This is a genomic window from Devosia sp. (genome assembly GCF_035944845.1).
In the GTDB taxonomy this organism is placed as follows: Bacteria; Pseudomonadota; Alphaproteobacteria; order Rhizobiales; family Devosiaceae; genus Devosia_A.
In genome coordinates this window covers 1-22477 of sequence record NZ_DASZAW010000091.1, presented here as the reverse complement: position 1 = coordinate 22477, position 22477 = coordinate 1, and the positions used below count along the sequence as shown (strand labels likewise).

The window sequence follows — 22477 nt, the reverse complement described above, 5'->3', positions numbered from 1 at the left end:
GGCATTGAGTTGGTATGCATAGTCGTCTCCGGGGAAAGGGTGCTTCTCATCAAGTGGTCCAATCTCCTCACGGGAGGCCGCGTGCAGCGCTGCCTCCCGTGAACACACGTTCTCGAGCATGCTCGAGCGCGAGTTCTACGGCCCCCGCCCGCACGGCATTGCTGCTCACAGCGGTCGGGACAATTTGTGGAATGGCGATGGGTAGGGTCTTGAGGATATCAGAAACGCTGTCTGCCAGCGCCCGCCCCCCGGCGCGACCGATGGCGCCGCCCAATACCACCATTTCAGGATCGAGAATACCGATGGCCCCGGTCAACGCCGCGGCGAAGCGATAGCCTAGTTCGGCGAAGAACTGGGGGTGCTTGTCGCTCAGGGCGGCCTGGCGGATCGCCTCGATGGCATCTTTGCCAGCCAGCCTGTGCGCGTCCACCAGCGCTTCGATCGCTGCAACATCGAGCAGGCCATCGACCAGCGCCATTTTCACCGGCTCGCCCGGCTTCGCGATGCGATCAGGAACCATAACCCCGCCGAGTTCGCCCGCTGTGCCGGTCGAGCCATGCATCAGCCGCCCGCCAATCACTACACCAGCGCCGACACCGTCGCCGACCCACAGCAGAATAAAGGACTGCACGCCATTGGCGGCGCCGCATGCCATCTCCTCAATGGCGACGAGGTTCACGTCGTTCTCGATTAGTACGTGGCGGTGGCCCAGCACCCCCTCGAGCGCCTCGGGGATATGGTAGCCCTCCCAGTTCGGGAGCTGCTGGCCTTTGCGCAGATTGCCGGCCCGGATGTCGACGATGCCGGGGAGGCCAACCGCCAGTTGGTCGATATCCTTGACCGCGATCCCGGCGGTCTTCGTGACGCTGTCGAGGACCGAGGTCAGACGCTCATGAGCGTCGTAGCGTTCCCCTGGTTCGCCGGCATGGCGGAAGGTGGCGATGGTGTTTCCAGCGATGTCCGAGATGGCCGCGTCGATACCGTGCGTACCCACATCGACGCCGGCGACGAACACCGAACCCGGCTCGAGGGTCCACAGCCCGGCCTTCGGACCATAGGTCCCCGCCTTTTCACCATCGCGGCGGATCAGGTTGGCGGACTCGAGCCGGCGCAGTAGATCCGACATTGCAGGCTTCGAAAGTCCGGTGAAGGCTTCAAGCTCCATGCGGGTCAGCGATCCCTCCGAGAGCAGGCGCTGCAGCACTGCTTTCTCGTTGAGATTGCGGAGCAACCGCGGGCTGCCAGCAAGGATCTGCATGTTCATTCGATACCGTCTGGTAACTTTCCTTACAGTATGATATCGAACCATTGGAAGCCGGTTGTCAAGCGGCTTCGATGCGGCCCAATACCTGTGGATCAACGATGACGGGAACTCTTCCCAACTCCCTTCTGCGCCAACGGCTTAGCGTCGGCCGGGAGTTACTGCGGCGTCATGGCCTGGACGCCCTAGTCGCCTTCTCGGCCCCGCGCGGACTCGCAGCCGCTACCCAGACCAGCGGTAACGTTGGTTGGTTCACCGGCTTCACTCCGATGTGGGCACCTTCGATGTTGGTCCTGACCGCTATCGACGCGGTGATCGTCGCTCCTGGCAAGAACGAGGCCCGTCTGTTCACCACCCGCGTCGGCGATCTCTACGAGATCAATACCGCCGGACCGCAGGGTCTGGTGGAACGCGCAGCGAGGATAGCCAATCGATCGAACCGATCTCGGGTCGGCGTAGTGGGGACCGACGAGATGACGGCGAAGCTTTCCGCCGCATTCGTGGAGGGCTTTCCGCGCGTGGTAAGGATCGACAGCGTCTTGCAGTCCATGCGCCTCGAGCGCGATCCCGCAGAGACCGACCTGCACCGTCGGGCCGCCGAGATATCCGATGCGATGCTTGCCCGCGCGTTCGCCTATGCCGCGACGCCTGATGCGACGCCGGCGCGACTGATGGCCGAGGTCGAGCATGAGGGGCGAGCCTGGGGAGCCGACGTCTCCCGGCTGTGGTTGTCGACAGGTCCCGAGCCGCCAGTGACGTTCTTCGAGATGTTCGAACTCCCGCAGACGATTATACCGGGGGATCGGGTGCAGCTCGGCACTATGGTGTCTTACGAGGGCTACTTCGCCCAGGGCTTGCGTATTGGCAGCCGCGGCAAGCCGGCGGTCCAACTTGCGGATGCCGCTACACGCCTGATCGACATCCAAGACGCTGCTCTTGCGACGCTCGTTCCGGGACGACCTGTGCATGAACTCGTCGACCTGATAGAGGCGCGCATCGATGCAATGTGCCCCTACCCCCGCGACAGCGATCCTTTCCGTTTTCAGTCTTGCCACGGTCTCGGTCTCGATTACAGCGAACCGGGCCTCGCAGAGGCCCTGTCCCCGCGACGCGATCGCAGCCGCGATATCTATGGCCCGCGCTTGTGTGCGGGCATGGTGTTCGAGATCCACCCCAATTTCACCTTGCCCGGCCTCGGCCATGTCTGCGCCGGAGACGTCGCGTTAGTGACCGAAACCGGCGCCGAGTGGCTGACCAAGTTCCCCCGCGGCATCTTTGCCATAGACTGACGGCGCCATGGGCTGAGGCGAAGTTGCCTGCAGCGGCCGTTGGCGCCCGGCGTACTGGCGGTGGTCAGTTGGGCCTAAGGAAGACGCGCTCGCGCCGATTAGGGAGCCGTTGCTGTTCTAGCTGAAATCGTACGGATTGCGCGCCCGGCGCCGAGCCTTGCGCTCGCGTATCTTTGCCAGTTCGATCTGAAGCTGCTCGTGGCGAGCCTTCTCAAGCGGGTTTGTTTCCCGCGCGACACGACGGAGCTCCAGCGCATGCTGCACCGCTTCATCGAAGGGTGTCATGCCATCCATCCCGTTCGGACCAACCCCACGATCTGGTTTGCCTAATACAAGGTGATCTGTCTCACCGACGCCGATTTTTGGGCGGTGGCTGTAGTGGTCGCCTGGGCACTTCAACGTGTCCTCGAGCCGAGTGCCGAGAATGTCGAAGTCGACGCCCCGGTCTTGGACCAACCGCTCGAGATCCAGCAGCACCAGTACCGACCGATTGTCTGGACAGCCTGCATAGAGGAGTGCCGCTGCCGCCTGATATCGCCCAGGGTCAATCGAGCACTCATGTGACGGGCTCTGCAAATCGCGCTCCACACTGTCGTTCTTGAGCATCCGTCGCCGAGGGCCAGGGCGGGAACACGGCCCGCACGCACTTGCGCTTCTCGGCAACAAGGAGTGGCAAGCCGACGATGGCGATGTCACCGAACTCCTTGAGCAACGTGGTTCGTCGATAGGAGCCATGCCGGCCGCAGGTCTCGCATGCGAACGCGACGCGCTCGACCGATAGCTCAGAGAGCGGCTTTCCACCCTCTGGTGGAACCGTAGCGGGGCGATAGTTCCGGCCCATCGCTACACCCCGGACTTCGGTTTCTTTCGCAGTTCGCCCTTGCCGAGGGCGGCCTTGACGTTGGAAAGGCGCAGACCGGTGATGGCCGACCGGTTCACTGGGGCGGCGACTGAGAGGGTCATCGAGCACTCCTTAGCGTGTGGAGTGGCGACTCATACACCAGTGAACAAAAAAAGAACACGACACGAGGGATTGGGTGCCGTCGCGCGCATCCCTACTAGCCGAACCGGGGAAGCACCAGTCGTTCAGCCGGTGCATCGCACGGAGCCGCGCCTTTACCGGCGCCGGCAGGTCGAGCTTCGCCATCAACCCCCTCACCACCTGTTGCCGAGATGACGGTCGCTCGTCTTTCGGCACGTATCCTCTGCGTTCGAGGGCGTTGCCGATGGTCTCTCGGACACTAGGAGCTGACGGCCTGCGAGGGAACGTGGCCATCAGTGCCACCGGTCGACATCGCGTGGGTGTCGCCGTTCCATCTCGCGCTCGTAGATTTCGAGCGCCAGTGGTGTCTCAATAATTGCGAGCAACCGCCCGATCGCTTCCCTTGAGGAGACACCGCTGTCCGGCGACAGGTAGTCGCACAGCACGTCGGAAATCATTACGACGATGTCGTCGGCAGATGTCGGTTCCCGGCCTAGACGCTGCACGGACTCGGCGACATGTAGGTGGACCAAGTCAACCATTTGGGCTCTCCTCGAGATGGACCTCGAGGGCGGCAGGCTTGTCCTCGCGAAGTCCCTTGAACGACGGATGCCGGATCAGGCCGTCCGGCGTGATTTCGGTGTATTCGACCTCCGCCAGAAGGCGTGGTGCCACCCAGCGAGCGGCTCGCGCTTCCACCCGCGGCATCCCCACGATGCTTGGAGGCTCATCGGTCCGGATCAGTTGCAGGACTTCCCAAACCTCTCGCCGCATCCTGTCGGTGAAGCCGGTGCCGACGCCACCGCGGTAGACCAGCTTGCCGTCCTCGTAGGTAGCAAGGAACAGGCCGCGCACATTGTCCACGCCATACTCGGGCGGCCGCCAACCGATCACCACGAATTCCTGTCGCTTGACGCACTTGACCTTCAGCCAGGCTTTCGACCGCTCTCCGCCGTAGTAGCGAGCAGTTGGAGACTTCGCGATGACACCCTCATAGCCGCCGTCGCACATCGCCTGGAACACCTCGGCTCCGCCGCCCACGATATGATCGGAATAGGCGATCGGCGCGTCGGTTGGCACGGAGGCGAGAAGGGTCTCGAGCCGTTGCTTCCGCTCCAGTTGCGGCAGCGCGGCGATGTCCTCGCCGTCCAACTCAAGCAGGTCGAAGGCGTAGAACACCACGGGTGCTTGGCCATCGAGGCTGTTTTTCAGCAGCGTGAAATTGGTGTGGCCGTGCTCATCGATGGCACAAAGCTCCCCGTCAATCAGCGCGGTGCCGGGGGTGAGCTTTGAAAGGGCCGGAGCGACGTAGCCGAACTGCCGGGTCCAGTCGTGGCCGTTGCGGGTGTAGAGCCGCACCTGGTCGCCTGCGATGGCGGCTTGCATGCGGTAGCCGTCGAACTTCATCTCGAACAACCAGCTGTTGCCGGAGGGCACCTGGCGTTCAAGCGATGCCAGTTGTGGCGGCCGAAATGCGGGAAGGATGAGCTGGGTAGAGTCCGAGTCCCTGCGGCCTGACCGCTTTTTGGGGGATACGGCCGTTACGGCCGGCATGAGGAACTCGAGTACATCGGCGGACTCAATGCAGTCGCGGCAGTTCGGTTGCTACAAGTGACCGGTGATGAAACCAACCTATGCGCCCGGCGTTCGCCTGTCATCAATCGACAAGGAGACCGAAGATGGCAACGACAACAACCCGTGGACGCTCCCAGGATCGCGCCAAGGTCGCAGGCGGCCAGGATCACGAGGTTCGCTACGAGAGCGGCAAGACCGGCGCGACCAAGGACGAGGTTAAGGCCGCGGTTAAGTCGGCAGGCAACAGCCGCAAGAAAGTCGAAGCGAAGCTCGGAAACTAGGAGGCAGGCATGATCAAGCGCGACGGCCTGCCGACAGGCAGCGGCACCTCAGCCAATCACGACGTCAGTGATCCGCACCCGGCAAACGAAGAAAAGTACGACCGGCAGAAGCACCCGGGCGGGGCACGGCCCCCGAAACGGGATCTCGGTCCTAACGACGCGATCCATGATGGAAATTCTCGGCCTCGCCCCCGCAATGCCGAGAAGTGAGCAGGGAGGAGGTGGAAATGAGCAAGGTGCAGGCGACCGTCGATCGACAGCGCAAGATTCAGAAACAGGTAGCATCGGCGGACCAGACCACGAGCAAGAGTCCGGCCAAGGAATGCAAGCCGGTGCCCGGCGCTACTGTTCGTCATCGGCTCGTTTGGGGGCCTGAACCTCCAACTGAGGCGGACGCGCGAAGAGCTGTGGTCTCTTCGCAACGAGTTGGGGACACTGCGAGCAGATGAGGTCCGCCGCTTGGTTGAAGGGACGGACTACCTGGCAACTGCCGTTGAACAACTTCCGGCCAATCTCGATGTAACTGACGTCCGACAAACCGATGAAGCTGATGCAAAGCTGACTTGCGTGGTCGCCAAGCTCGACGATCTGACCGCGAATGTAGCGGCCATCGCGGTATCTGCTCAGGTGTTGGAGGATGGGGTTCAGCGGATTGAGGCCACGACCGATACTCTCGGGCACCACCTGCTCCCGTCAGACCCGAGGTTCGAGGAGTAAAGCCTGACATGGACCATCAGCCCACGTCAATAGAGTGAGCCTCAGCGCGGCGGCTCCAGCCAGAACTGATAGCCGAGCTATAGGGCGACCAGTTCTGCCAGCTTGGCCGCCACCTCAGTCATAGTATTTTCGGCAGTGCTTAGGCCGCTGCGCGATCCTAGCAGAGGGCTGACATCGCGGAGAGCCTCGTAGGTCGTGCCGTGGACAATGGGAACGAGTTGGTCGCGCGCCAGAAGCGCGGAAAGTTCCTTGTCGGCGATGCCCTCGCCTCGTAGCCTGCTCAGTAACGCAGGGGTCACAAGCACGATGCCGACTCTGGATTTCGCGAGCCCTCTGTCGATTTCGCGGAGCAGTGGGGTGCCAAGTGCAACGTCTTTCTCGCTGAACCAGACGGAGACGCCTAGCCCTTCGAGTAGATCGTGCAGCTGCTTGGCGGAGCCCGCTCGGTCATCCCAGGCGTGGCAAAGGAATACATCCCGGAGGTCCGGTACCGTTGCTCGCCGTTCGACATTCTCGCGAACGGGCGTAAGCGACCGCACCTCGGCAGGAGTATAGAACACGGTCGACCCGGCCCTCGACCACCTTGGCTTGCTCGAACCTCCACCGCTGCTACGGCCCCCACCGCCCCCGCCACTAGAGGAGTAGGATGGCGGCGAGTAGGACGGTGATGAATATGAGTACGAACTGCGTCCGCCGTAGCTGCTGTAACGACCGCGACCACCGCAGACAGGGCAGTCAGCTGCAGCGGCAGCTGAACGATGACCCCTTACTGGTGCTGTGCATCTCGCCATGTTGCGCCCATCCACTAATAGCGAATCTAGACGTCGTGAGGGGCGCAGCTAAACTGATTCACTATTCGGAGTCATCAAGTATCCGGCCGACATACGACTCTAGTTACGGCAACGGCTTGTCGGCGGGCCAATATCCCGCATCGCTCTTGGCGACCGTCTCGCGCTCACGCCACAGCATCGTCGCCAGCACCTCGACTGGGCGTGCTCCCTCGATAGTAAGCCCCGCGTCCGTGACCGCCTCCATCGCCTCCTGACGACTAATCGGACGCCCGGCCTTGAGCGCTGCATCTATCACGATGGCTACTATCCGCTCGCGCGGGGGATTGGCAGGGCGCTTCCGTGTCGGTTCACTGGCCGGCCGCAGCTCCTCCAACGCCAGTGCCTGGTCCAGCAGATCGAGCTGCTTCCGCAGCACCGCCGCTTCGGCCTCGATTGCCTCCAGACGCTTGATAATGCGCGCCCGTGCATCACTCAGTCCCGCCACTCTTTATCTCCGTACTGCGTACAGCCGTCAGCACTCTAAGCGCTGAGTGTTAACCAGTCACTAGCATTCCTGTTTACGTACCAAATGGCACTCAGTATCCATTCCGTCGTTCGGAATTGGAGATTGGAATGGACCGGATCATCTCACACATCCAGCATGTGCTCGCACCGGCTCAGGGCTGGAGCATGGCCCGCAGTGCCCGTTGGGTACGCGTATGGGGCTGGCGTCGACGCAAGCTTGGCCTTGACCTGACGGCCGGACAGATACGCGCTCGCGCGGCGAATATCAGGATGGGGCGACACGTTGTGGACTCTGAGTCCGCAACGTTCACTCAGGTTGTCGAGCAGGAGGCCGGAGTGCCGTACAAGACGGCGCAGCGATGGGTTCGCTGGGGAAGTCTGGGCGCGATCCGGCTTAAGGGCCTGGAAGGAACGCCCGAGGATGACCTTCGGCATCTTGATACCCTCTGCTCGAACTTGGCAGCGGCGGGTCGACAGTCGGGTGCGCCTGCTATTGTCGGGACGTGGCGTCGCGTGGAGGATCGTTTCTACGTTCCCGAGTTCGAGCTGGACATCCGGCTTGGCGACTGTCAGGCACAACTCCGATCATTCGAGCCGGAGAGCATCGACAGCATCATCACCGACCAGCCTTATGGTGTTGCCTATCGAGACCGGGCGGGGCGGGGTATCGAGGGGGATGCGGACCCGGAGGGCGTAGCGTCCTGGTTCGCCCCGGCCGCCGCTAGAGTGCTTCGGCGGGACGCTTGGTGCGTACTTCACGGTCCATCCTTCAAGCGGCTCCCGAATGGCCAGCGGGTCGACTTCGTCTGGGACGGCCACATGACCAACGCGGGGGTACCCATCGTGGGCGTCGCTGCGTGGGACAAGTGTAGTCCTGGTCTCGGAACGCCTCTCATGCATCAGCACGAGCAGGTCTGGGTGTGTCGCAAGGGCAACCCCCTTATCTGGCGCGGGGGAGAGAGCGACGTGTGGCGGGTGCCGCGCAGCGCTGATGCCGAGCACCCGACCCCCAAACCTCCCGAGCTTCACATTCCCCAGTTCCAGGTCTTCTCCGCACCTGAGGGCTTGGTCCTCGATCCGTTCTGCGGGACGGGCGCAACTGCAGTAGCTGCGATTCGGACGGGGCGACGTTACATCGGCATCGAGATTGACGAAGGATGGTACCGCGAGGCGGTTGAGCGCGTCCGGCTGGAGCTTGAGCGCCCTATGCTGCTGGCGGCCTAACCAAACACCGGCCGATGTGTTGCCGTGCCCCCTACTTGAAGCGAAGCTCCGCCCATGCTGACCGTACCCGCCGCTATTGCCGCCCTTGAGCCCGCTACGGCCGTGCTGCCCGCCGACTTGACGGTCTGTTCGCTGGCAGATGACCTGGACGTCGCGGCGGAGGCAATGCTGCTCAGACACGCCCCACCTACCACCGGGTTCGATAAGTACCGCGCGAAGGTCTGGCGGCTTTTCCTGACCTTGCACCGACGCGGTCATGCGATCCCCAGAGCCTTTGTCATCGATACGTTGATTGCGGCGGTAGGGCTCGACACCACCTTGCGGCGCGCAAAGGTGATGCTTCGGGTTGCCCATGCTGCAGGCACGCAGCGCCGCACCGGCGAGGGGCTGCTGAAGGCTGCACTGACCAGCGTTCCGAAGGCCGCACCGACGCCCGACAAGCCGCGAGCGTTTCTCAGCGAGCGGCAGGGGCACAACTACCTCGCCGATCCCGAAGTCGCGGCCCTGGCTCGAGCCGTCGAGGCCGACGAGGACGCGCTGCACCACATCGCGCACCCGGTTTCCGACCCCGAGCGGCTGGCCGGCCAGATCGTCGCTCATGTCCGGGCGTGGGGGTATGTCTCGGATGATGACCGCTTCGCGTGCTTCCTGCTGACGGACAGCGTGATGCTGAGCCGCGCGCCTGTCGCTGAGGCGACAGTGGTGGCGCTGGCGTTGGTGCTGGGTGTCCTCGACCCGGCCATCGGTCAGCCCGCTCGCAGCGCCCTCGAAGTCCTGCTCTGCACCCGGCAGACCAACATGTTCATTAGCTACGCCCGCGAGGACGCCACCACTAAGAGGATGACCGGCCGCTGGCCGGAGCGGTTCGATGGACAGGGCCGTCGCACCGACCGGAGCGCGGACCGCTGGCGGAAGTTAGCGCCTTACATTCGATTGGGCGGCTAACCCCGAACTGCAATTTTGGTCGATTCCTGTGTGGTCGCAGATTATCCGCCGACCACGGTACCACCACCCCACTTGGACGACCCAAGTGGAGTGCCCAATGCCAACCCGCCTGCTGCGCCGAACCGAAGTTGAAGCGCTGACCACGTTGTCGCGGTCCGCGATCTTCGACGGTGTTCGGCGCGGCAAGTTCCCGGCCCCGATCCGCATAAGCCCACGCCGAGTGGCATGGGACGAGGCAGACATCGATGCCTGGCTAGCCGAGCGGCGCTCCAGTTCAACAACCGGAGGCCTAAATGGCTAACATCACTATCGCAGGCGGCGGTGGCTTCTCGCCCGACCCTATGACCGCGGAATTCGGCCGGAAGTATCCGGTCATCCGCGAACGCATCTATGCAATCGACCGATTTGCCACTGCTAGTCGCGTCAGCGCCAATGCGCTGTTCGAACTCAGCTTGGAGGCCAATCAGGACTTCGCTTCGGCCAGTCGCCGGCTGGCCGAGTTTGAGTCCAAGATTGGGACTCCGGCGCAGCAGCCCGCCCGGGTCATCGAGGCGCAGCGCGATGAAGTCGAGAGACAGAAGGTTGCCCGCCAGGACATCGCGGTGCGCCTCAACAAAGCGCAGCGCCGAGCCAACATTGATCAGTTCGCCATTGACGCAACCTCTCGGCTCTTTGCTCGCCTCGCGGCGTCAGGCGTTCCGCCCCACTTGGTCAGCACCCCACTGCCCAAGGGTGACCGGCTGGAGAAACTCGACGAAATCCGCAAGGCCGTCGCCGAGACCGAAGGCACTCTCAAGAAGGTCCGCCGTGCGGCAATCCCCGAAGAGGAGGCGGTTGCGCGGGGCATCAAACGGATTGATGAACTCATCGGCACCGGGCTCCCTCGGTTCGACTTCTCGGATGTGCGCGGTCCCTCGCCGTTCTTCAGCTTCGATGCACTTGATGACGACGAAGCTCGCAAGGCCACGCCGAACCTTCTCGGTGCGGTGCTGGCCATTGGGCGTGACAAGTTCATCGACCACCTCAAGGCCGAGGCACGGCGGCACTACGCCACCCGCGTGGAGTTGGCGCTCGATGACGTGACGAAGCGAGACCGCATCACCAAGCTCGAAGCTGAACTGCTCGCCCTCGAACGCATCGATGTCGAGCTGGTTCTCGCGCTGCGCGCGGACAACCGCGACGTGACGTTCCGCCCGAATACCGATGCCCGCGCGCTGCTCGGCGTCGAGGGGGTCGCTGCCCCGAAGGCCGACATCCGCATGATGGAGCCTGGCGACCTCTAACCCCATAGCGCGCCGGTGTCGGGGAACATGCATCGGCTCGCAACCCCTCGGCGGCGGAAGGTCATCTCCGCTGCTCGCATCCGTCGCCGAGGGCACCCACCAACATCACCGAAGGAGGCCCCCGATGGCCCGAAACTACCCGTCCGGACAGGACGAACTGTTTATCTATGGCGCGATCCCCCAGGACGTCACTGCCAAGGCCATTGCCGACGCGCTCCGCGCCCTCGGCCAGGTCCGCACGCTCCACCTTCGGGTCCACTCGCCCGGGGGCTCAACCAGCGAAGCCGCCGCCATCATCACTCTGCTCAACCAGGTGAGGGCGCGCGGTACGCGCATCATCGTCCACATCGACGGCGCGGCGTTCAGCGCGGCCGCATGGATCATCGCCGCGACGGCCGATGAGGTCGTCGTCGCCGAAGACGCCCTCGTGATGATCCACGACGCCTCGCTCGATGTGTCAGGCAGGGCCGAAGAGCTTCGGCGTGGTGCTGCGGTACTCGACAAGGTGTCGACCGAGATGCGGCGGGATATCGCGCTGAGGATGCACCGCCGCGAGGACGAGGTCGCAGCGATGATGCTCGCAGAGACGTGGTGGACTGCTGATGAAGCCGTCGAGCAGGGCTTCGCCGACCGGATCGAGGGCGCGCTCAAGCTTGCCGCCGCGTACCAGCCGCAGAATCGCGACCGCTCCATCAGCGCAATGGCCGAGCGGTACTGGGCGAACCGGGGAGGCGCGAAATGAGCCATTCGCCTGGTTACCCACGGGTGCCGACCGTAGTTTTCAAAGATGCGATTGGCACAGCGCTGCAATTCCTCAGGGCCCACCAAAATCTCGGGTACGTCGACGGTGAGTTCCGGGAGTTCGGAAAGGTGGTGAGCCGCCGTCGAGTCCTCGGGATGATTGAGTCCGAGCACCGGATGCCCACTGATCTCGCGCGGGTTGTGCTGGCCGAGGCAGAGCCCCTGGCTGCGGCTCGTGCGGCGAAGTGGGGGAGTGCGTGATGGGTACTGGTGAGGCCCTGAAGGCAGCGGGCATGAATCGCGCCGCCGAGGCGCAAGAAGCGGACGAGGAGGGCTGGGGCGACCGGGCGCTGGCTGTCGTCCGCCGCGTGGCCGAGGACAACGAGTTCGTCTGGTCCGACCTGGTTCGCGAGCGCTTCACCGAAGAGCCGAAGCACCCGAACGCCTGGGGCGCTGTGTGGCGGAAGGCACGCAAGCTCGGTTGGCTCACTGAGGAGCTTGGCCTTCGGCGTCCCAACTCATCTCGGCCGCCGGCACATGCAGCCAAACAGACGGTCTATCGCTCGACAATCTGGCATGGCTGGTGATGAGCACGACCGACGTTGATGTTAGCGTCAAGTGGCTGCGCCGCTGGGCTCCGTCCGGCCCTTGGGTCATCACTGCGATTGACCCAACAGAGGGTTACATCCGCACTCGCGGCTTCTGCCAGGACGACGTGATGAAGCTACGACAGTTCCTTGCCGAGTGGCGGCCTCGGCGCGGCCTGTATTTTCAGGTCAATCCGGACCTCCGCCCGGTAGCCGAAATCACCAAGAAGGGCCGCAAGGAGCACATCGCGTCCGCAGTGGCGCTGCATGTCGACCTCGACACGTACAAGGAGGGTGAGGACCGCGAGGCCGGGCAGTCCCGCGCACTCGAGATGCTGACCAGCGACCTGCCGTCCGGTATCCCCGGCCCACCGTCCATCATCAACAATTCCGGCAACGGCGCCCACGCTTTTTGGCTGCTGGACGAGCCCGTGGTGGTTGATGGGGACCTCCTTCGCGCCGAGAAGGTAGAGCGCTACAACAGAGGCCTCGCAGCGGCCCTCGGTGGGGACTCCACCACAGATGTGTCGCGTATCCTGCGCCTGCCCGGCAGCATCAACTGGCCCAACGCCAAGAAGCGCGCCCTTGGGCTGGCACCGGTGGCCGTCCGGCCGCTGAAGTTCGATGCCGGCCTCCGTTACCGCATCGACCAGTTCCCTGCCGCTGACGGCCCCGTGTCGCGCCCCACGACCCTCAACGCTGAGCGCGCGGCCTCCAGGCTACAGATAGGGCCCGCCGTTTCGGTGGAAGACTTGGACGACCTGAAGGTCCCCGACCGGGTCAAGATGCTCATCGCTCTCGGGGCGCTCCCCGATACTCCTCGGGTGGGACGGTCGGAGCACCTGTTCAGCGCCATCTGCGCGATGTTGCGCTGCGGTGAGTCCGACGAGGTCGTGCTAGGCGTCATCACTGATGGCCGGTTCCACATCAGCGACAGCGTGCTCGACAAGCCCGACCCCGAGGCCCACGCCCGCCACCAGATCCGCCGCGCTCATGCGTGGCTCTCCAGCCAGGACGAGTTCGATGACGCCCCCTGACGATGATATCGCCGAAGCCGCCAAGCGCTTCGAGGAGGAGCTGCGCTCCAAGCGCGAGCAGCAGCAGCGCGATACCTTAGATGCATGGATTTGGGCCTCCGAGCCTACCGCGTTCGTCCGCCGCTCCGACCACAAGATCTGGAACGAAAAGCAGTGGGGGAGCCACTACGCTCACCTCAATCCAAAGGGGTCCATCTCATCGTTGGCGCTGCGCAAGGGACTGGTCGAGAAGTTCGAGACCCTGGTCTATGAGCCGGGCGGCGAGCAGGTCATCGGCACCGGCTTCAACCTCTGGAAACCCGCTGGACTTACTCCGGTCGAGGGCGACGTGCAGTGGTTCATCGACCACGTCCACTACCTGTTCCCCGGCGACGATCAGGCGGCCGAGTTGGTGCTCGACTACATGGCGCTGCTTGTCACGCCGCCATGGCCCAAGATTCTGTTCGCGCTGCTCATCCACAGCCTCGTGCACGGCACGGGCAAGAGCCTGCTGGCCTGGATGCTGACCCGCATGTTGGGCGACTCCAACGTGGTGAACCCCTCCAACGACGAGATGTCGACCAGCCAGTTCACGCAATGGCAGGAGGGAAAGCAGCTGGCAGTGGTCAACGAGCTGATGATGCAGGATCGCCTCGCCGCCGCGAACCGTCTCAAGACGCTCATCACCGAGCCGACGCTGCGCATCCGAGCGCTCTATCGCTCGCCATATGAGGTGCCCAACCGCCTCAACGTCTTCACCACTTCAAACCACCCGGACGCGGCCAAGCTCGAGAATGAGGACCGACGGTGGCTCGTGGTGGAGAGCAAGGTGACCGCGAGCGATAAGCGACCGCCCGAGTACTACGTCGACATTGTGCGCCGCATTCGCGACGACGCCGAGATGGGGGCAGTGCTCTGGTACCTGCAGCACCGGGAGGTCAAGCTGAACCCCTATGGGGCGGCTCCGGTCACCCAGGCCAAGGTGGCAATGCAGGAGCGGGCCATTCCGGATGAAGAGGCCTACCTGCTGCAGTTGCACGAGGAGGGCGCGTGGCCCTTCGACTTCGACCTGGTTCGCAAGGACGACCTGGTCACCGCCGTGCTGCACCGTTTTCCTGGCCACCCCAAGGGCATCATCGGGCGCATCGACGTGTTGCTCAGGGACAGGCTGGGCGCGGTCAAGCAGGAGCGCACCACCAACCTCGGCAAGGGCCGTAAGAGCTGGCAACTCTGGTCGGTGCGAAAGCACGATGAATGGGCCAAGGCCGGGCAGACGCGCCGCATGGACGCCTATATGCAGCATCAGGAGCGGCGCGCCCGAAGCGTAGCGATGGAGCTGGACTACCGCGAGGAGCCTGCCTGACTTACCTCGCGTGGGCGCATCATTGACCCTGTGGGTGCCTCAAGCGCCCGGTGCTCTAGGCGATGAGGCCTTCCCACCGTTCCCACTCTACCCTTCTCCTTCTTTGAGAGAGAGAGAGAGAGTAGTAGTATAAGGGAATGGGGCTCTAGGCTGATGTTGCGACGGTGCCATTGAGGTCGCCCGGGCCCTGCACGGGGGTTGAGCCTGAGGGCGGAATCCGGCCTTAGGTTACTTTAGGTCACGCCGAGTGCCTTCTTCTCAAGGTCGATGGCCACCACGCGGTCGCCATACTCGAAAACCATGTGGGTGCCCCAAACGATGATGGTCGTGAGGTTCTGCGATGGCAGAAAGAACGGCCCCAGCGGTTCGGGTGCTATCGCTACGCAACCGGCGAACGGCTCGTCGACGTATTGGAGGTCCAAGCCACCCATCTCATGCCATGCGTTTTCGAGGACAGCTGCGGCAACCCGCCAGCCCAAAGCTAGGTCGTCCGATGTTCTTGGGGTGCCTGACGCGCGGAAGTCGTATCGCCCGAAGGTCGATGCGGTCTCGCCCATGCGGTCGCGAGCGCGGGCGTCGGAGACGTGCCTCTGATAGACCGCATGGCAAAGTTGGCGCTCGATGTCCCGCTTCCTGCGTTCCCATGCGGCTCGGGACCCAGGATCCCCGGGCACCACCAGGATGCGATAGAATCTCACGTCGTCGGTCGAGAGTACCTCGTCACGTAGCGCGACGAAGTCATCGGTGCTGAATGCGAAATGGTTGGGCCCGATACCTAGAAGAGTCACCCCGCTGAACTGCCCGACAAGCGTTCGGGACTGACGTTCCGCCCTCTCACTGGGCTTGAGGAGACGCCTGATACCCTGCGGAATGAATGGCATGCCTGTAACCGAGCAGTTTCCGACTTCGCATCACTAGCATATCGCCGGGGCGATGCACGGGTCCTCCCTGCCTTGGGTGCTATGAGGGGCGGCGAGAGCGCGATGCGGGAGCAGCTGATGACGTTTTGGCTGACTTACTCCTCGCCTGAGCTCGGCATGATCACATTGTTGCGAATCGTTCGCAACAACCTCCGAGCGGCATGCTGACGCTCGACGGCTGGTCGGCTTTGACCGGCAGGCCGTTCCCGGCCGCGTTCCGGGCATCCCGACGTAAAGGCCGAACCTACTCGCCAAGGCGGACCCCGAAATATTGATTATCGGCGTTGAACAGCGCGGTTACTTTGACTGGCCGCGAGGCCTGGGCCCAGGTGAGGGGCGAATAGTCGGGGGCACCGACCCAACACCTTCACTCCTACCCCCTGCGCTTCTTGACAACGCCGATATGGGGGATGCTGCCAGAACCTTGGCCATATGAGTTGATGTCCAGTCGATTGGAGGTAGTCCATCTGATTGAACCGTCGTTCTGACCAAGAGAGTCAAATCCGAGGTCTCGAAGGCGAAGGAGGCGCTGCTTGAGGGAGCGAAGGTACCTCGGGACGACGACCTTCGCAGGCATCTCGGCTGACGCCAGCTCTTCGATAAGTTGCTGACGCTCGAGGCGGGAGATTGGTTTCCTTGCTGGGCCCTTGTTCAGGCCCCTGCGCTTCTTTCTTCCCTTCATTATGCGTTGCCTCCCAATGGCGGTGCGGGCGATTTTGCTCACAGTCAGCGATTAGACGGCTGAATGTCTAGATTCCTTTGGTGACTTGTCCCGGCCCCCTCCCACACAAGGCCAACCATGAGCAGATTCCGACGCAACGTCGCCGAGTCCAACCGCATCGTCGTCCTCGGATGTGGGAGATGCCACCTAACGCCTTCGGGCACGACCGATGACCGCAGGGTTGGGGGGTCAGTGCCTGCAATTGGGCGAGGGCTGCATCGAGCGATGAGTTTCGCGGAGTTTGACCCGCACACGGGCCAACACGCGGGCAAACTCAGGCTGCATCGAGTCATCCTGCCAAACCGACCTGAAGGCCGCGTGTGGTCCCGCGTAAGCCTTTGTGCGCGCGTCGGGCCCCAGACACCCCCGTTGGGCGACCCGAAAGCGATGGGGCTCGCAACATCCGGCGAGCCCCGACGTCATAGGTTGGGGAATAGCTACATCGCGTAGCGCGTCACTCCGTCCCCCCTCCCGGTCACGATCCGCGCGCCGTCCTTGTTGGCGTGGCTGACGAAGCCCCGCAGGGTATGCGGTACCCATCCCGTCAGTTCGAGCAGCTCAGCGGTCGTCGCGCCTCCAGCGCGCCTCATCGCTGCGAACACGCGGTGGGACTTAGTACCCTCCTTGGGGTTGAGGTTCACCGGCTGTCGGTTGCGCTTGGGCTTCTCGGACGCGTTGTTGAGCTTCGACGTCGGCTCAAGGGGCCAGACGAAGTCACTATCCCTGAGCTTATATTTGGCGACCATCTCCCTCGCCTTCGCGACGGCCGCACTCTGCTCGCCCGCCGTGCAACCGTTGGCAACGGTTTTCCCAAGTAGCGCATCAACCTTTTGCTTAGTGCTCAGACCCATCCACCATCTCCATTGCGCCGGACTGGCGCGATGGGTGGTGTTGATGCTTGGAAGGCCGCAAAGTCTTAGCCGCTTGGGGATTGATCGTTACCACGTCGATAGGCGCGAATCGGAGAACTAGGTGTCTCGACGACGTTTGACGGCTTCCTTCAGGCGATCACGTTGCATCGCCATCAGGCGATACGGAAGTGGGATAGACCACAAGAATCCCAGCACTGTTGTGAAGGCAATAGCCCGCCCGAGCCATTCATGGACCGGCGGTACGATTGTGGGATAGCCGATCGACTTGCGAACGACTATCAGTCCGATGACTACAAGGTAGAGTGCGAACACATGCGTGTAGCGCTGAAGCTGTCTTTGGATGTCATTAGCGTGTTCGAAGCCTACGCGCCAATTTCCAGGCAGAAGCATGGCTGGGTCGCCAATGATTGAGATGATGGCCAACAGCACAGCAGCTAGCATTGCATACAGTTCAACGATGGCCGCATCCGCGTCGGCATTTCCACCGATTGTGCCGGGCCAGAACGTGGCTACGATCGCCGCTCCCACCACACTGCCGACCAGCAAGGCAATCCTGAGCCAACTCATGTCTCGAATACTCCAGACGCTTCCCAGTACTCAAGAGATTGAACCAGCGCAGCGAACGAGCTGGCCCAAACCAAGGCGTCAAACTGGCTCACCACGTTGACCTCGCGTTTGACCAGCATCTTGTCTCTCGTGATAACTTCATCGTTCATGGTCACGATACGGAACTGGTCGTCTTCCTCATCATATACGCTTTCGGCAATCTCACCGAGAAGCTGTCCGGTTAGAAGCCCCGCCGTGCGCCCGTCGAACCACATATGCACGGACGCCTGAATCTTGCTGGCCGCATCAATCTCCTCCAGGCTTCGGTCGGCGCCGAGTATTGGCTCTGCGAAGTTAGCCAAGAACCGCCGGACGTGCTGTGTGGGAGTTTGGGGAGGCTGTGCCGCCACCTCTGCGGCAACTGTTGTAGCGTAGGTGGTCATGCCCAAATCCAGTGACTTCACGCCATCGCGAATAATCTGCCGCACCGCCTCCAGGTCTGGCTGTGCCGCAAGAGTGAACTGGATGCCCGCCCCTTGCATCCCTGCCTTCAGGAACAGGTGGTAGAGGAGGTTGCTTATCTGGCTGTCATTGGTTCGGCCGCTCGCCAAGTACGCAACATGGTCTCCCCTAATTGCTAGATGGATGCCGGTCTTAAGATACTCCTCGCCGTGCGGCGCATTTCGGTTCTGTACTGCCTCGCCGCCATTCTCTACCGTGGTGGCCGGACGGCCTTCCGAGTATAGAGAAATATGGCACCCAACTGCGTAAGCTACGTCGGCAGTTCGTTCTGTCACCTGTGCGGCCACATCGTCGCGGTAACCAAACTTCGTATCCGCAGGCGTCGGACATTGCGCCAATGAGTCTCTGACGCGTTGCTCCAAGGTAGGCCCGCCTTGCAACCAGACCGCTCTGCGGTAGTGGGCAATCTTCGACATAACTTCCCCCAAACTTCTTCCCCAAGTACTTATGATTAGGGTTGATGGGGGTTGATTGTCTAGATGCGGCACAAGGGCAGACTAAGAGAACAGTACCTCAGGCCGTCTTCCGGCCTAAGCCTGTCAAGTGCATCGCCCAGTCGCCCATTAGCTCGCGCCGTTCGTCTAGCAGGTCTGAGCGCCAGTAGGCCGCTTCGGCTCCACCTGCGATGACATGGGCGAGGCTCAGCTCAGCAGCCTCGCGTGAGCGTTTCGTGTCCGCTGCCCAATCGCGGAATGACGACCGCAGGCCGTGCACATCGGCGTCGGTGATGCCACTGAACTTGCGGAGGAGCTTGCGAAGCGTGGGGTCCGACACCGGCCTGCGGGGCGATCGCCCCCGGAACACGAGCCCGAGCCGCTCCCGGTTGCCCGCTTCGCGCAGCAAGATGTCCACCGCTGCGGGCGACAGGGGCACGCGGTGCTCGCGTCGGGACTTCAGGGCGTCGGCAGGCACGGTCCATACGCCCGCGTCGAGGTCGACATCGTCCCACATCATGTTCGCGGCCTCTCCGTAGCGCGCCGCAGTAAGCATGATGAACTGGAGTAGCCCGGATGGCGTGGTCTCAAACGCAGTCAGCCGCGCGAAGACCTTGGGCACGTCACGCCACGGGACCGCCACACGATGCTCGACGTCCAGCACGCGCGCCAGCGGCGGCAGGCGGTGCTCGAGGTTTCCTTTCCACTCTGCAGGGTTGGGGCCGTCCGGCCGGTGCCCTTCGACCCGGCACCAGTCCAGCACCCGCTCTATGCGTCCGCGCACCTTGCCCGCAGTGGTGGGCTTGGTGCTCCAGATCGGCTCCAGAATCTTGATGATGTGGCTCAGTTCGATTTGGTCCACCGCCAGCTTGCCGATGACGGGAAACGCATGGAGTTTCAGGCTCCCCTCCCAAGTGTCGCCGTGCTTGGCGTTCGACCAGCTGGCCTTGTGCGACTTGATGTACGCAGCCGTTGCCTGCTCGAATGTCAGGACCGGTTTGGCCGGCCGCTCGCCGCGCCGCGCGTTGATGGGGTCTACCCTGTCGAGGAGCTGCACACGCGCCTTGGTGGCCCGCCGCTTCGCCTCTGTGAGGCCAATGAGTGGGTAGGGCCCCAGCCCCATGAAGCGGCGCTGCCCGTTGAGGCGGTACCGCATCGTCCATGACTTCCTGACCAGCGGCGCGGGCTCGCGGGGCAGCACCCGCACCTGGAGCTGCAGGCCCGCAACGCCCGCGACGGGGTGGTTGCCCTGCGCCTGGCAGGACTCGACATCGGTTGTGGTGGACAGTCGCATTGGAGTGCGCCCAGGAACGGGATCGGGCGCGTGTGTTCGCTCTGTTGCGGGGACTAGTCCAATGGCTTGTGACCCGCCCTTTGACCCACCCTGCTGGGTCGGACCAACCCGGCTGCTGGTGGAGCAACACGGACCAAAAGCATGGCGGTTGTCGGAAGCGGAGACGGCCGGAATCTGGGGCCTGAAACGCCGAGAGGCCCGCTTTAGCGGGCCCCTCAAGGTAGTCATCAATCCAAGGATTGGTTGCGGGGACAGGATTTGAACCTGTGACCTTCAGGTTATGAGCCTGACGAGCTACCGGGCTGCTCCACCCCGCGCCAGATTCAATCCTGAGATTGATTGCGTCTTTCGCTGCGGCAATCGCCGCCGACGCAGGGGGTATATAGGGGGTGATCCCGGCGACCTCAAGGCAAAAAGCGCATCGCGTGACAGTTTTTTGAACTGCCGCTGAAAAGCCTTACTGCACGGCCGGCGGCGCACCTTCTGTCGGCGCCTCGGCTTCGGCCGGCGGCTGGGCGCGACAGCCCACGCCGAGCTCGCGATAGAGCTTGTTGCCGGCATTGATCAGTTGCCCCCGCGCCACCTCCAGCCCACGCCGGCTGGCCCGCGGCCCCAATGCCTCCGGGCGCTTGGCCACATCCTTGGAGAGCTTTTCGAGGTAAGGCACGAACAGCTGGATCGACTGGATCGCCGAGATCACTTCGGGGCACTTCTTGCCGATCCCGGCCGCCACGGCGAGTGCCAGGTTCGTCTCCGCCGCCTGCCGTGCCTCGATCATCGCCTGGGTGAATTCGGCGGTCTGCAGCTTTTCCGATTTCGCATAACGCGGCTCACCCGCCTTGTCGGCCGGCGGCTGGTAGCTGACACAGAGCCGGCTCAGCCATTCCTCGGCCCGCACCCGCGCTGCAAAGGTGATCACGCGCGACTGCACGATATGGGTCTGCAGCGCCGCGACCTCCTTGAGCGGCTTGCCCTCGAGCGTCACTCGCGCTTCGGCGAGCAGCCGATAGCCGAGCGCGAATGAGTTTGAGGCGCGCGTCAGCTCGACACAGTCACTGCGCTGCGCCGCGGGCTGCAGCTTCAACGTGTCTCGTCCGACCGATTGGGTGACGGCGCCGACGAGCGTCGCCAATTCCTTGAGGTTCATCTTGCCGATCCGCCCCACGTCAGCTTCCTCCTGCGCCACCGGGGCCCCGGCCAGCAGCGTGACGATGGCCAGGGTGAAAGCAGCGAACGGCAATAACGATTTGCGCAAGGCGATATCCTTGAAATGGCGCGCACAATCTCTCCGATCCCACGGCCCGGCGCAACCTCGCCCGACCTTCGGGGGATTGTCTCTCATTGTCTCGCCCCATACGGTGCGCGCCGAACTGAAGGGGCATTTCCATGAAGATGAAGAAGCTTGGCCGCACCGATATCTCGGTGTCAGAGATCTGCCTGGGCACCATGACCTGGGGCAAGCAGAACACCGAGGCCGAAGGCCATCAGCAGATGGATTATGCCGTAACGCAGGGCATCAACTTCTTTGACACCGCCGAAATGTATGCGGTGCCGCCCGACGCCTCGACCTACGGCAAGACCGAAGAAATCATCGGCACCTGGTTCAAACGGACCGGCCGTCGTAACGACATTGTGTTGGCATCGAAAGTCGCCGGCGGCGGCCGCCCCTGGGTGCGCGGCGGCCGCGGCATCGACGGGCCGAGCGTCCGCGAAGCGGTGGAAGGCAGCCTGCGCCGGCTGCAGACCGACCGCATCGACCTCTACCAGATTCACTGGCCGCGCCGCGGCCACTACCACTTCGAAGGCTCCTGGGATTACAACCCCTACCTGCAGGACAAGCAAAGCGTCCTGCCCAACATGCTCGAAGTGCTGCAGGTGATGGGCGAACTGGTGCGAGAGGGCAAGATCCTCCACTTCGGCCTTTCCAACGAGAGCGCCTGGGGCACCATGCAATACCTGAAGCTCTCCATGGAGCTTGGCCTGCCGCGTGTGCAGACCATCCAGAACGAATACAATTTCCTCCGCCGCTACTACGACATGGACCTCGCCGAACTGGCCTTCCATGAGGATGTCGGGCTCCTGGCCTACTCGCCGCTGGCGGCCGGCGCCATCTCCGGCAAGTATCTCGGCGGCGTATTGCCGCCGGGGACGCGCGGCGCCGTGGCGGGCTCCGCCTACCGCAACAACCAGTACACCGAGCCGGCGATCCGCGCCTATATCGAGCTCGCCGAAAAGCACGGGCTCGACGTCAACCAGATGGCCATCGCCTTCTGCCTGACCAAGCCGTTCATGACCTCGGTGATCATCGGCGCGACGACGATGGAACAGCTCAAGACCAACATCGCCGCAGCCGATGTAGAGCTGTCGGAGGCTGTGCTGGCCGAGATCCAGCAGATCTTCATGCGCTACGCGCGGACGCTTTAGGGGACAACTGAAGCAGATGCCCCCCTCCCGGCCTCCCCCATAAAGGGCAGGGCTATCGCATATGGCTTTCGCACAGGACTCTCGGTGGTCCTCCACCGTGAAACGGGGGAGGGGGACCGCCGAAGGCGGTGGAGGGGGCGGCAGGATACGCCGGTTTTTGGGGCCGCCCCCTCCACCAGCTTCGC

25 protein-coding genes and 1 tRNA gene are annotated in these 22477 nt (G+C 63.2%); 13 read left to right on the top strand and 13 right to left on the bottom strand.

Features of this window, described 5'->3' with window-relative positions; translation table 11 throughout:
* Nucleotides 1–67: 67 nt before the first annotated feature.
* Nucleotides 68–1264: an ROK family transcriptional regulator gene (locus tag VGV07_RS18070; protein WP_326870120.1), complete on the bottom strand. Its 1197-nt coding sequence runs from the start codon at nucleotides 1262–1264 to the stop codon at nucleotides 68–70.
* Between the two features lie 281 nt (nucleotides 1265–1545).
* On the opposite strand from VGV07_RS18070, the gene VGV07_RS18065 reads away from it, so the two are divergent.
* Nucleotides 1546–2550, top strand: a complete 1005-nt coding sequence (locus tag VGV07_RS18065; RefSeq protein ID WP_414649975.1) for a M24 family metallopeptidase — start codon at nucleotides 1546–1548, stop codon at nucleotides 2548–2550.
* 117 nt (nucleotides 2551–2667) lie between these two features.
* Here the strand turns inward: VGV07_RS18065 and VGV07_RS18060 are convergent, their stop codons facing one another.
* The 3 genes from VGV07_RS18060 to ligD form a co-directional block, all read right to left on the bottom strand.
* A complete protein-coding gene (locus VGV07_RS18060) occupies nucleotides 2668–3156 on the bottom strand; it encodes a hypothetical protein (RefSeq protein WP_326870118.1) in 489 nt (162 codons plus the stop codon).
* 669 nt (nucleotides 3157–3825) lie between these two features.
* Nucleotides 3826–4074 (bottom strand): hypothetical protein, encoded by a 249-nt coding sequence (locus VGV07_RS18055; RefSeq protein WP_326870117.1) that lies wholly within the window; start codon nucleotides 4072–4074, stop codon nucleotides 3826–3828.
* Nucleotides 4067–5086, bottom strand: coding sequence for a non-homologous end-joining DNA ligase (ligD, locus tag VGV07_RS18050; RefSeq protein WP_326870116.1), 1020 nt, complete (start codon nucleotides 5084–5086; stop codon nucleotides 4067–4069). The genes VGV07_RS18055 and ligD overlap by 8 nt, the downstream gene beginning before the upstream one ends.
* A 125-nt stretch (nucleotides 5087–5211) precedes the next feature.
* Here ligD and VGV07_RS18045 point away from each other — a divergent pair, with 125 nt between their 5' ends.
* From VGV07_RS18045 to VGV07_RS18035, 3 genes are all read left to right on the top strand, one after another.
* Nucleotides 5212–5388 carry a DUF3606 domain-containing protein gene (locus tag VGV07_RS18045; protein ID WP_326870115.1) on the top strand — a complete coding sequence of 59 codons (177 nt, stop codon included), beginning with the start codon at nucleotides 5212–5214 and terminating at the stop codon, nucleotides 5386–5388.
* A 9-nt stretch (nucleotides 5389–5397) separates the two neighbouring features.
* Nucleotides 5398–5598: a hypothetical protein gene (locus VGV07_RS18040; RefSeq protein ID WP_326870114.1), complete on the top strand. Its 201-nt coding sequence runs from the start codon at nucleotides 5398–5400 to the stop codon at nucleotides 5596–5598.
* A gap of 249 nt (nucleotides 5599–5847) precedes the next feature.
* The gene (locus VGV07_RS18035) at nucleotides 5848–6105 is read left to right on the top strand and encodes a hypothetical protein (protein ID WP_326870113.1); all 258 of its coding nucleotides are present in this window, start codon (nucleotides 5848–5850) and stop codon (nucleotides 6103–6105) included.
* A gap of 77 nt (nucleotides 6106–6182) precedes the next feature.
* Here VGV07_RS18035 and VGV07_RS18030 read toward each other — a convergent pair whose 3' ends face one another.
* Nucleotides 6183–6896, bottom strand: a complete 714-nt coding sequence (locus VGV07_RS18030) for a toll/interleukin-1 receptor domain-containing protein (RefSeq protein WP_349256591.1) — start codon at nucleotides 6894–6896, stop codon at nucleotides 6183–6185.
* Nucleotides 6897–6999: 103 nt separating this feature from the next.
* The gene (locus tag VGV07_RS18025) at nucleotides 7000–7380 is read right to left on the bottom strand and encodes a hypothetical protein (protein ID WP_326870111.1); all 381 of its coding nucleotides are present in this window, start codon (nucleotides 7378–7380) and stop codon (nucleotides 7000–7002) included.
* Between the two features lie 128 nt (nucleotides 7381–7508).
* Here VGV07_RS18025 and VGV07_RS18020 point away from each other — a divergent pair, with 128 nt between their 5' ends.
* From VGV07_RS18020 to VGV07_RS17990, 8 genes are all read left to right on the top strand, one after another.
* Entirely contained in the window at nucleotides 7509–8624 is a 1116-nt protein-coding gene (locus tag VGV07_RS18020) for a DNA-methyltransferase (RefSeq protein WP_326870110.1), read from the top strand.
* A gap of 54 nt (nucleotides 8625–8678) precedes the next feature.
* Nucleotides 8679–9569, top strand: coding sequence for a hypothetical protein (locus VGV07_RS18015; RefSeq protein ID WP_326870109.1), 891 nt, complete (start codon nucleotides 8679–8681; stop codon nucleotides 9567–9569).
* A 97-nt stretch (nucleotides 9570–9666) separates the two neighbouring features.
* Nucleotides 9667–9870, top strand: coding sequence for a helix-turn-helix transcriptional regulator (locus VGV07_RS27430; RefSeq protein WP_414649974.1), 204 nt, complete (start codon nucleotides 9667–9669; stop codon nucleotides 9868–9870).
* On the top strand, nucleotides 9863–10852 hold the full coding sequence (locus VGV07_RS18010; RefSeq protein ID WP_326870108.1) for a hypothetical protein: 990 nt from the start codon (nucleotides 9863–9865) through the stop codon (nucleotides 10850–10852). Before VGV07_RS27430 ends, VGV07_RS18010 begins: the two co-directional genes overlap by 8 nt.
* 124 nt (nucleotides 10853–10976) lie before the next feature.
* Nucleotides 10977–11594 carry a head maturation protease, ClpP-related gene (locus VGV07_RS18005; RefSeq protein ID WP_326870107.1) on the top strand — a complete coding sequence of 206 codons (618 nt, stop codon included), beginning with the start codon at nucleotides 10977–10979 and terminating at the stop codon, nucleotides 11592–11594.
* Between the two features lie 259 nt (nucleotides 11595–11853).
* On the top strand, nucleotides 11854–12180 hold the full coding sequence (locus VGV07_RS18000) for a hypothetical protein (protein ID WP_326870106.1): 327 nt from the start codon (nucleotides 11854–11856) through the stop codon (nucleotides 12178–12180).
* Complete coding sequence (locus VGV07_RS17995; protein ID WP_326870105.1) at nucleotides 12180–13217, top strand: hypothetical protein; 1038 nt, start codon at nucleotides 12180–12182, stop codon at nucleotides 13215–13217. The genes VGV07_RS18000 and VGV07_RS17995 overlap by 1 nt, the downstream gene beginning before the upstream one ends.
* Complete coding sequence (locus VGV07_RS17990) at nucleotides 13204–14559, top strand: primase-helicase family protein (RefSeq protein WP_326870104.1); 1356 nt, start codon at nucleotides 13204–13206, stop codon at nucleotides 14557–14559. Before VGV07_RS17995 ends, VGV07_RS17990 begins: the two co-directional genes overlap by 14 nt.
* Nucleotides 14560–14792: 233 nt before the next feature.
* Here VGV07_RS17990 and VGV07_RS17985 read toward each other — a convergent pair whose 3' ends face one another.
* From VGV07_RS17985 to VGV07_RS17955, 7 genes are all read right to left on the bottom strand, one after another.
* Complete coding sequence (locus VGV07_RS17985; protein ID WP_326870103.1) at nucleotides 14793–15440, bottom strand: hypothetical protein; 648 nt, start codon at nucleotides 15438–15440, stop codon at nucleotides 14793–14795.
* Between the two features lie 1197 nt (nucleotides 15441–16637).
* On the bottom strand, nucleotides 16638–17051 hold the full coding sequence (locus VGV07_RS17980) for a DUF3489 domain-containing protein (RefSeq protein WP_326870102.1): 414 nt from the start codon (nucleotides 17049–17051) through the stop codon (nucleotides 16638–16640).
* Nucleotides 17052–17168: 117 nt separating this feature from the next.
* Complete coding sequence (locus VGV07_RS17975) at nucleotides 17169–17639, bottom strand: hypothetical protein (RefSeq protein WP_326870101.1); 471 nt, start codon at nucleotides 17637–17639, stop codon at nucleotides 17169–17171.
* Nucleotides 17636–18556 carry a hypothetical protein gene (locus tag VGV07_RS17970; RefSeq protein WP_326870100.1) on the bottom strand — a complete coding sequence of 307 codons (921 nt, stop codon included), beginning with the start codon at nucleotides 18554–18556 and terminating at the stop codon, nucleotides 17636–17638. Before VGV07_RS17970 ends, VGV07_RS17975 begins: the two co-directional genes overlap by 4 nt.
* A 97-nt stretch (nucleotides 18557–18653) precedes the next feature.
* Nucleotides 18654–19868 carry a tyrosine-type recombinase/integrase gene (locus VGV07_RS17965; protein ID WP_326870099.1) on the bottom strand — a complete coding sequence of 405 codons (1215 nt, stop codon included), beginning with the start codon at nucleotides 19866–19868 and terminating at the stop codon, nucleotides 18654–18656.
* A 240-nt stretch (nucleotides 19869–20108) separates the two neighbouring features.
* A tRNA-Met gene (locus VGV07_RS17960) sits at nucleotides 20109–20185 on the bottom strand.
* A gap of 140 nt (nucleotides 20186–20325) precedes the next feature.
* Nucleotides 20326–21123: a hypothetical protein gene (locus tag VGV07_RS17955; protein WP_326870098.1), complete on the bottom strand. Its 798-nt coding sequence runs from the start codon at nucleotides 21121–21123 to the stop codon at nucleotides 20326–20328.
* A 131-nt stretch (nucleotides 21124–21254) separates the two neighbouring features.
* Between VGV07_RS17955 and VGV07_RS17950 the strand changes: the two genes are divergently transcribed.
* On the top strand, nucleotides 21255–22292 hold the full coding sequence (locus VGV07_RS17950; protein ID WP_326870097.1) for an aldo/keto reductase: 1038 nt from the start codon (nucleotides 21255–21257) through the stop codon (nucleotides 22290–22292).
* The last annotated feature ends 185 nt before the right edge of the window (nucleotides 22293–22477 follow it).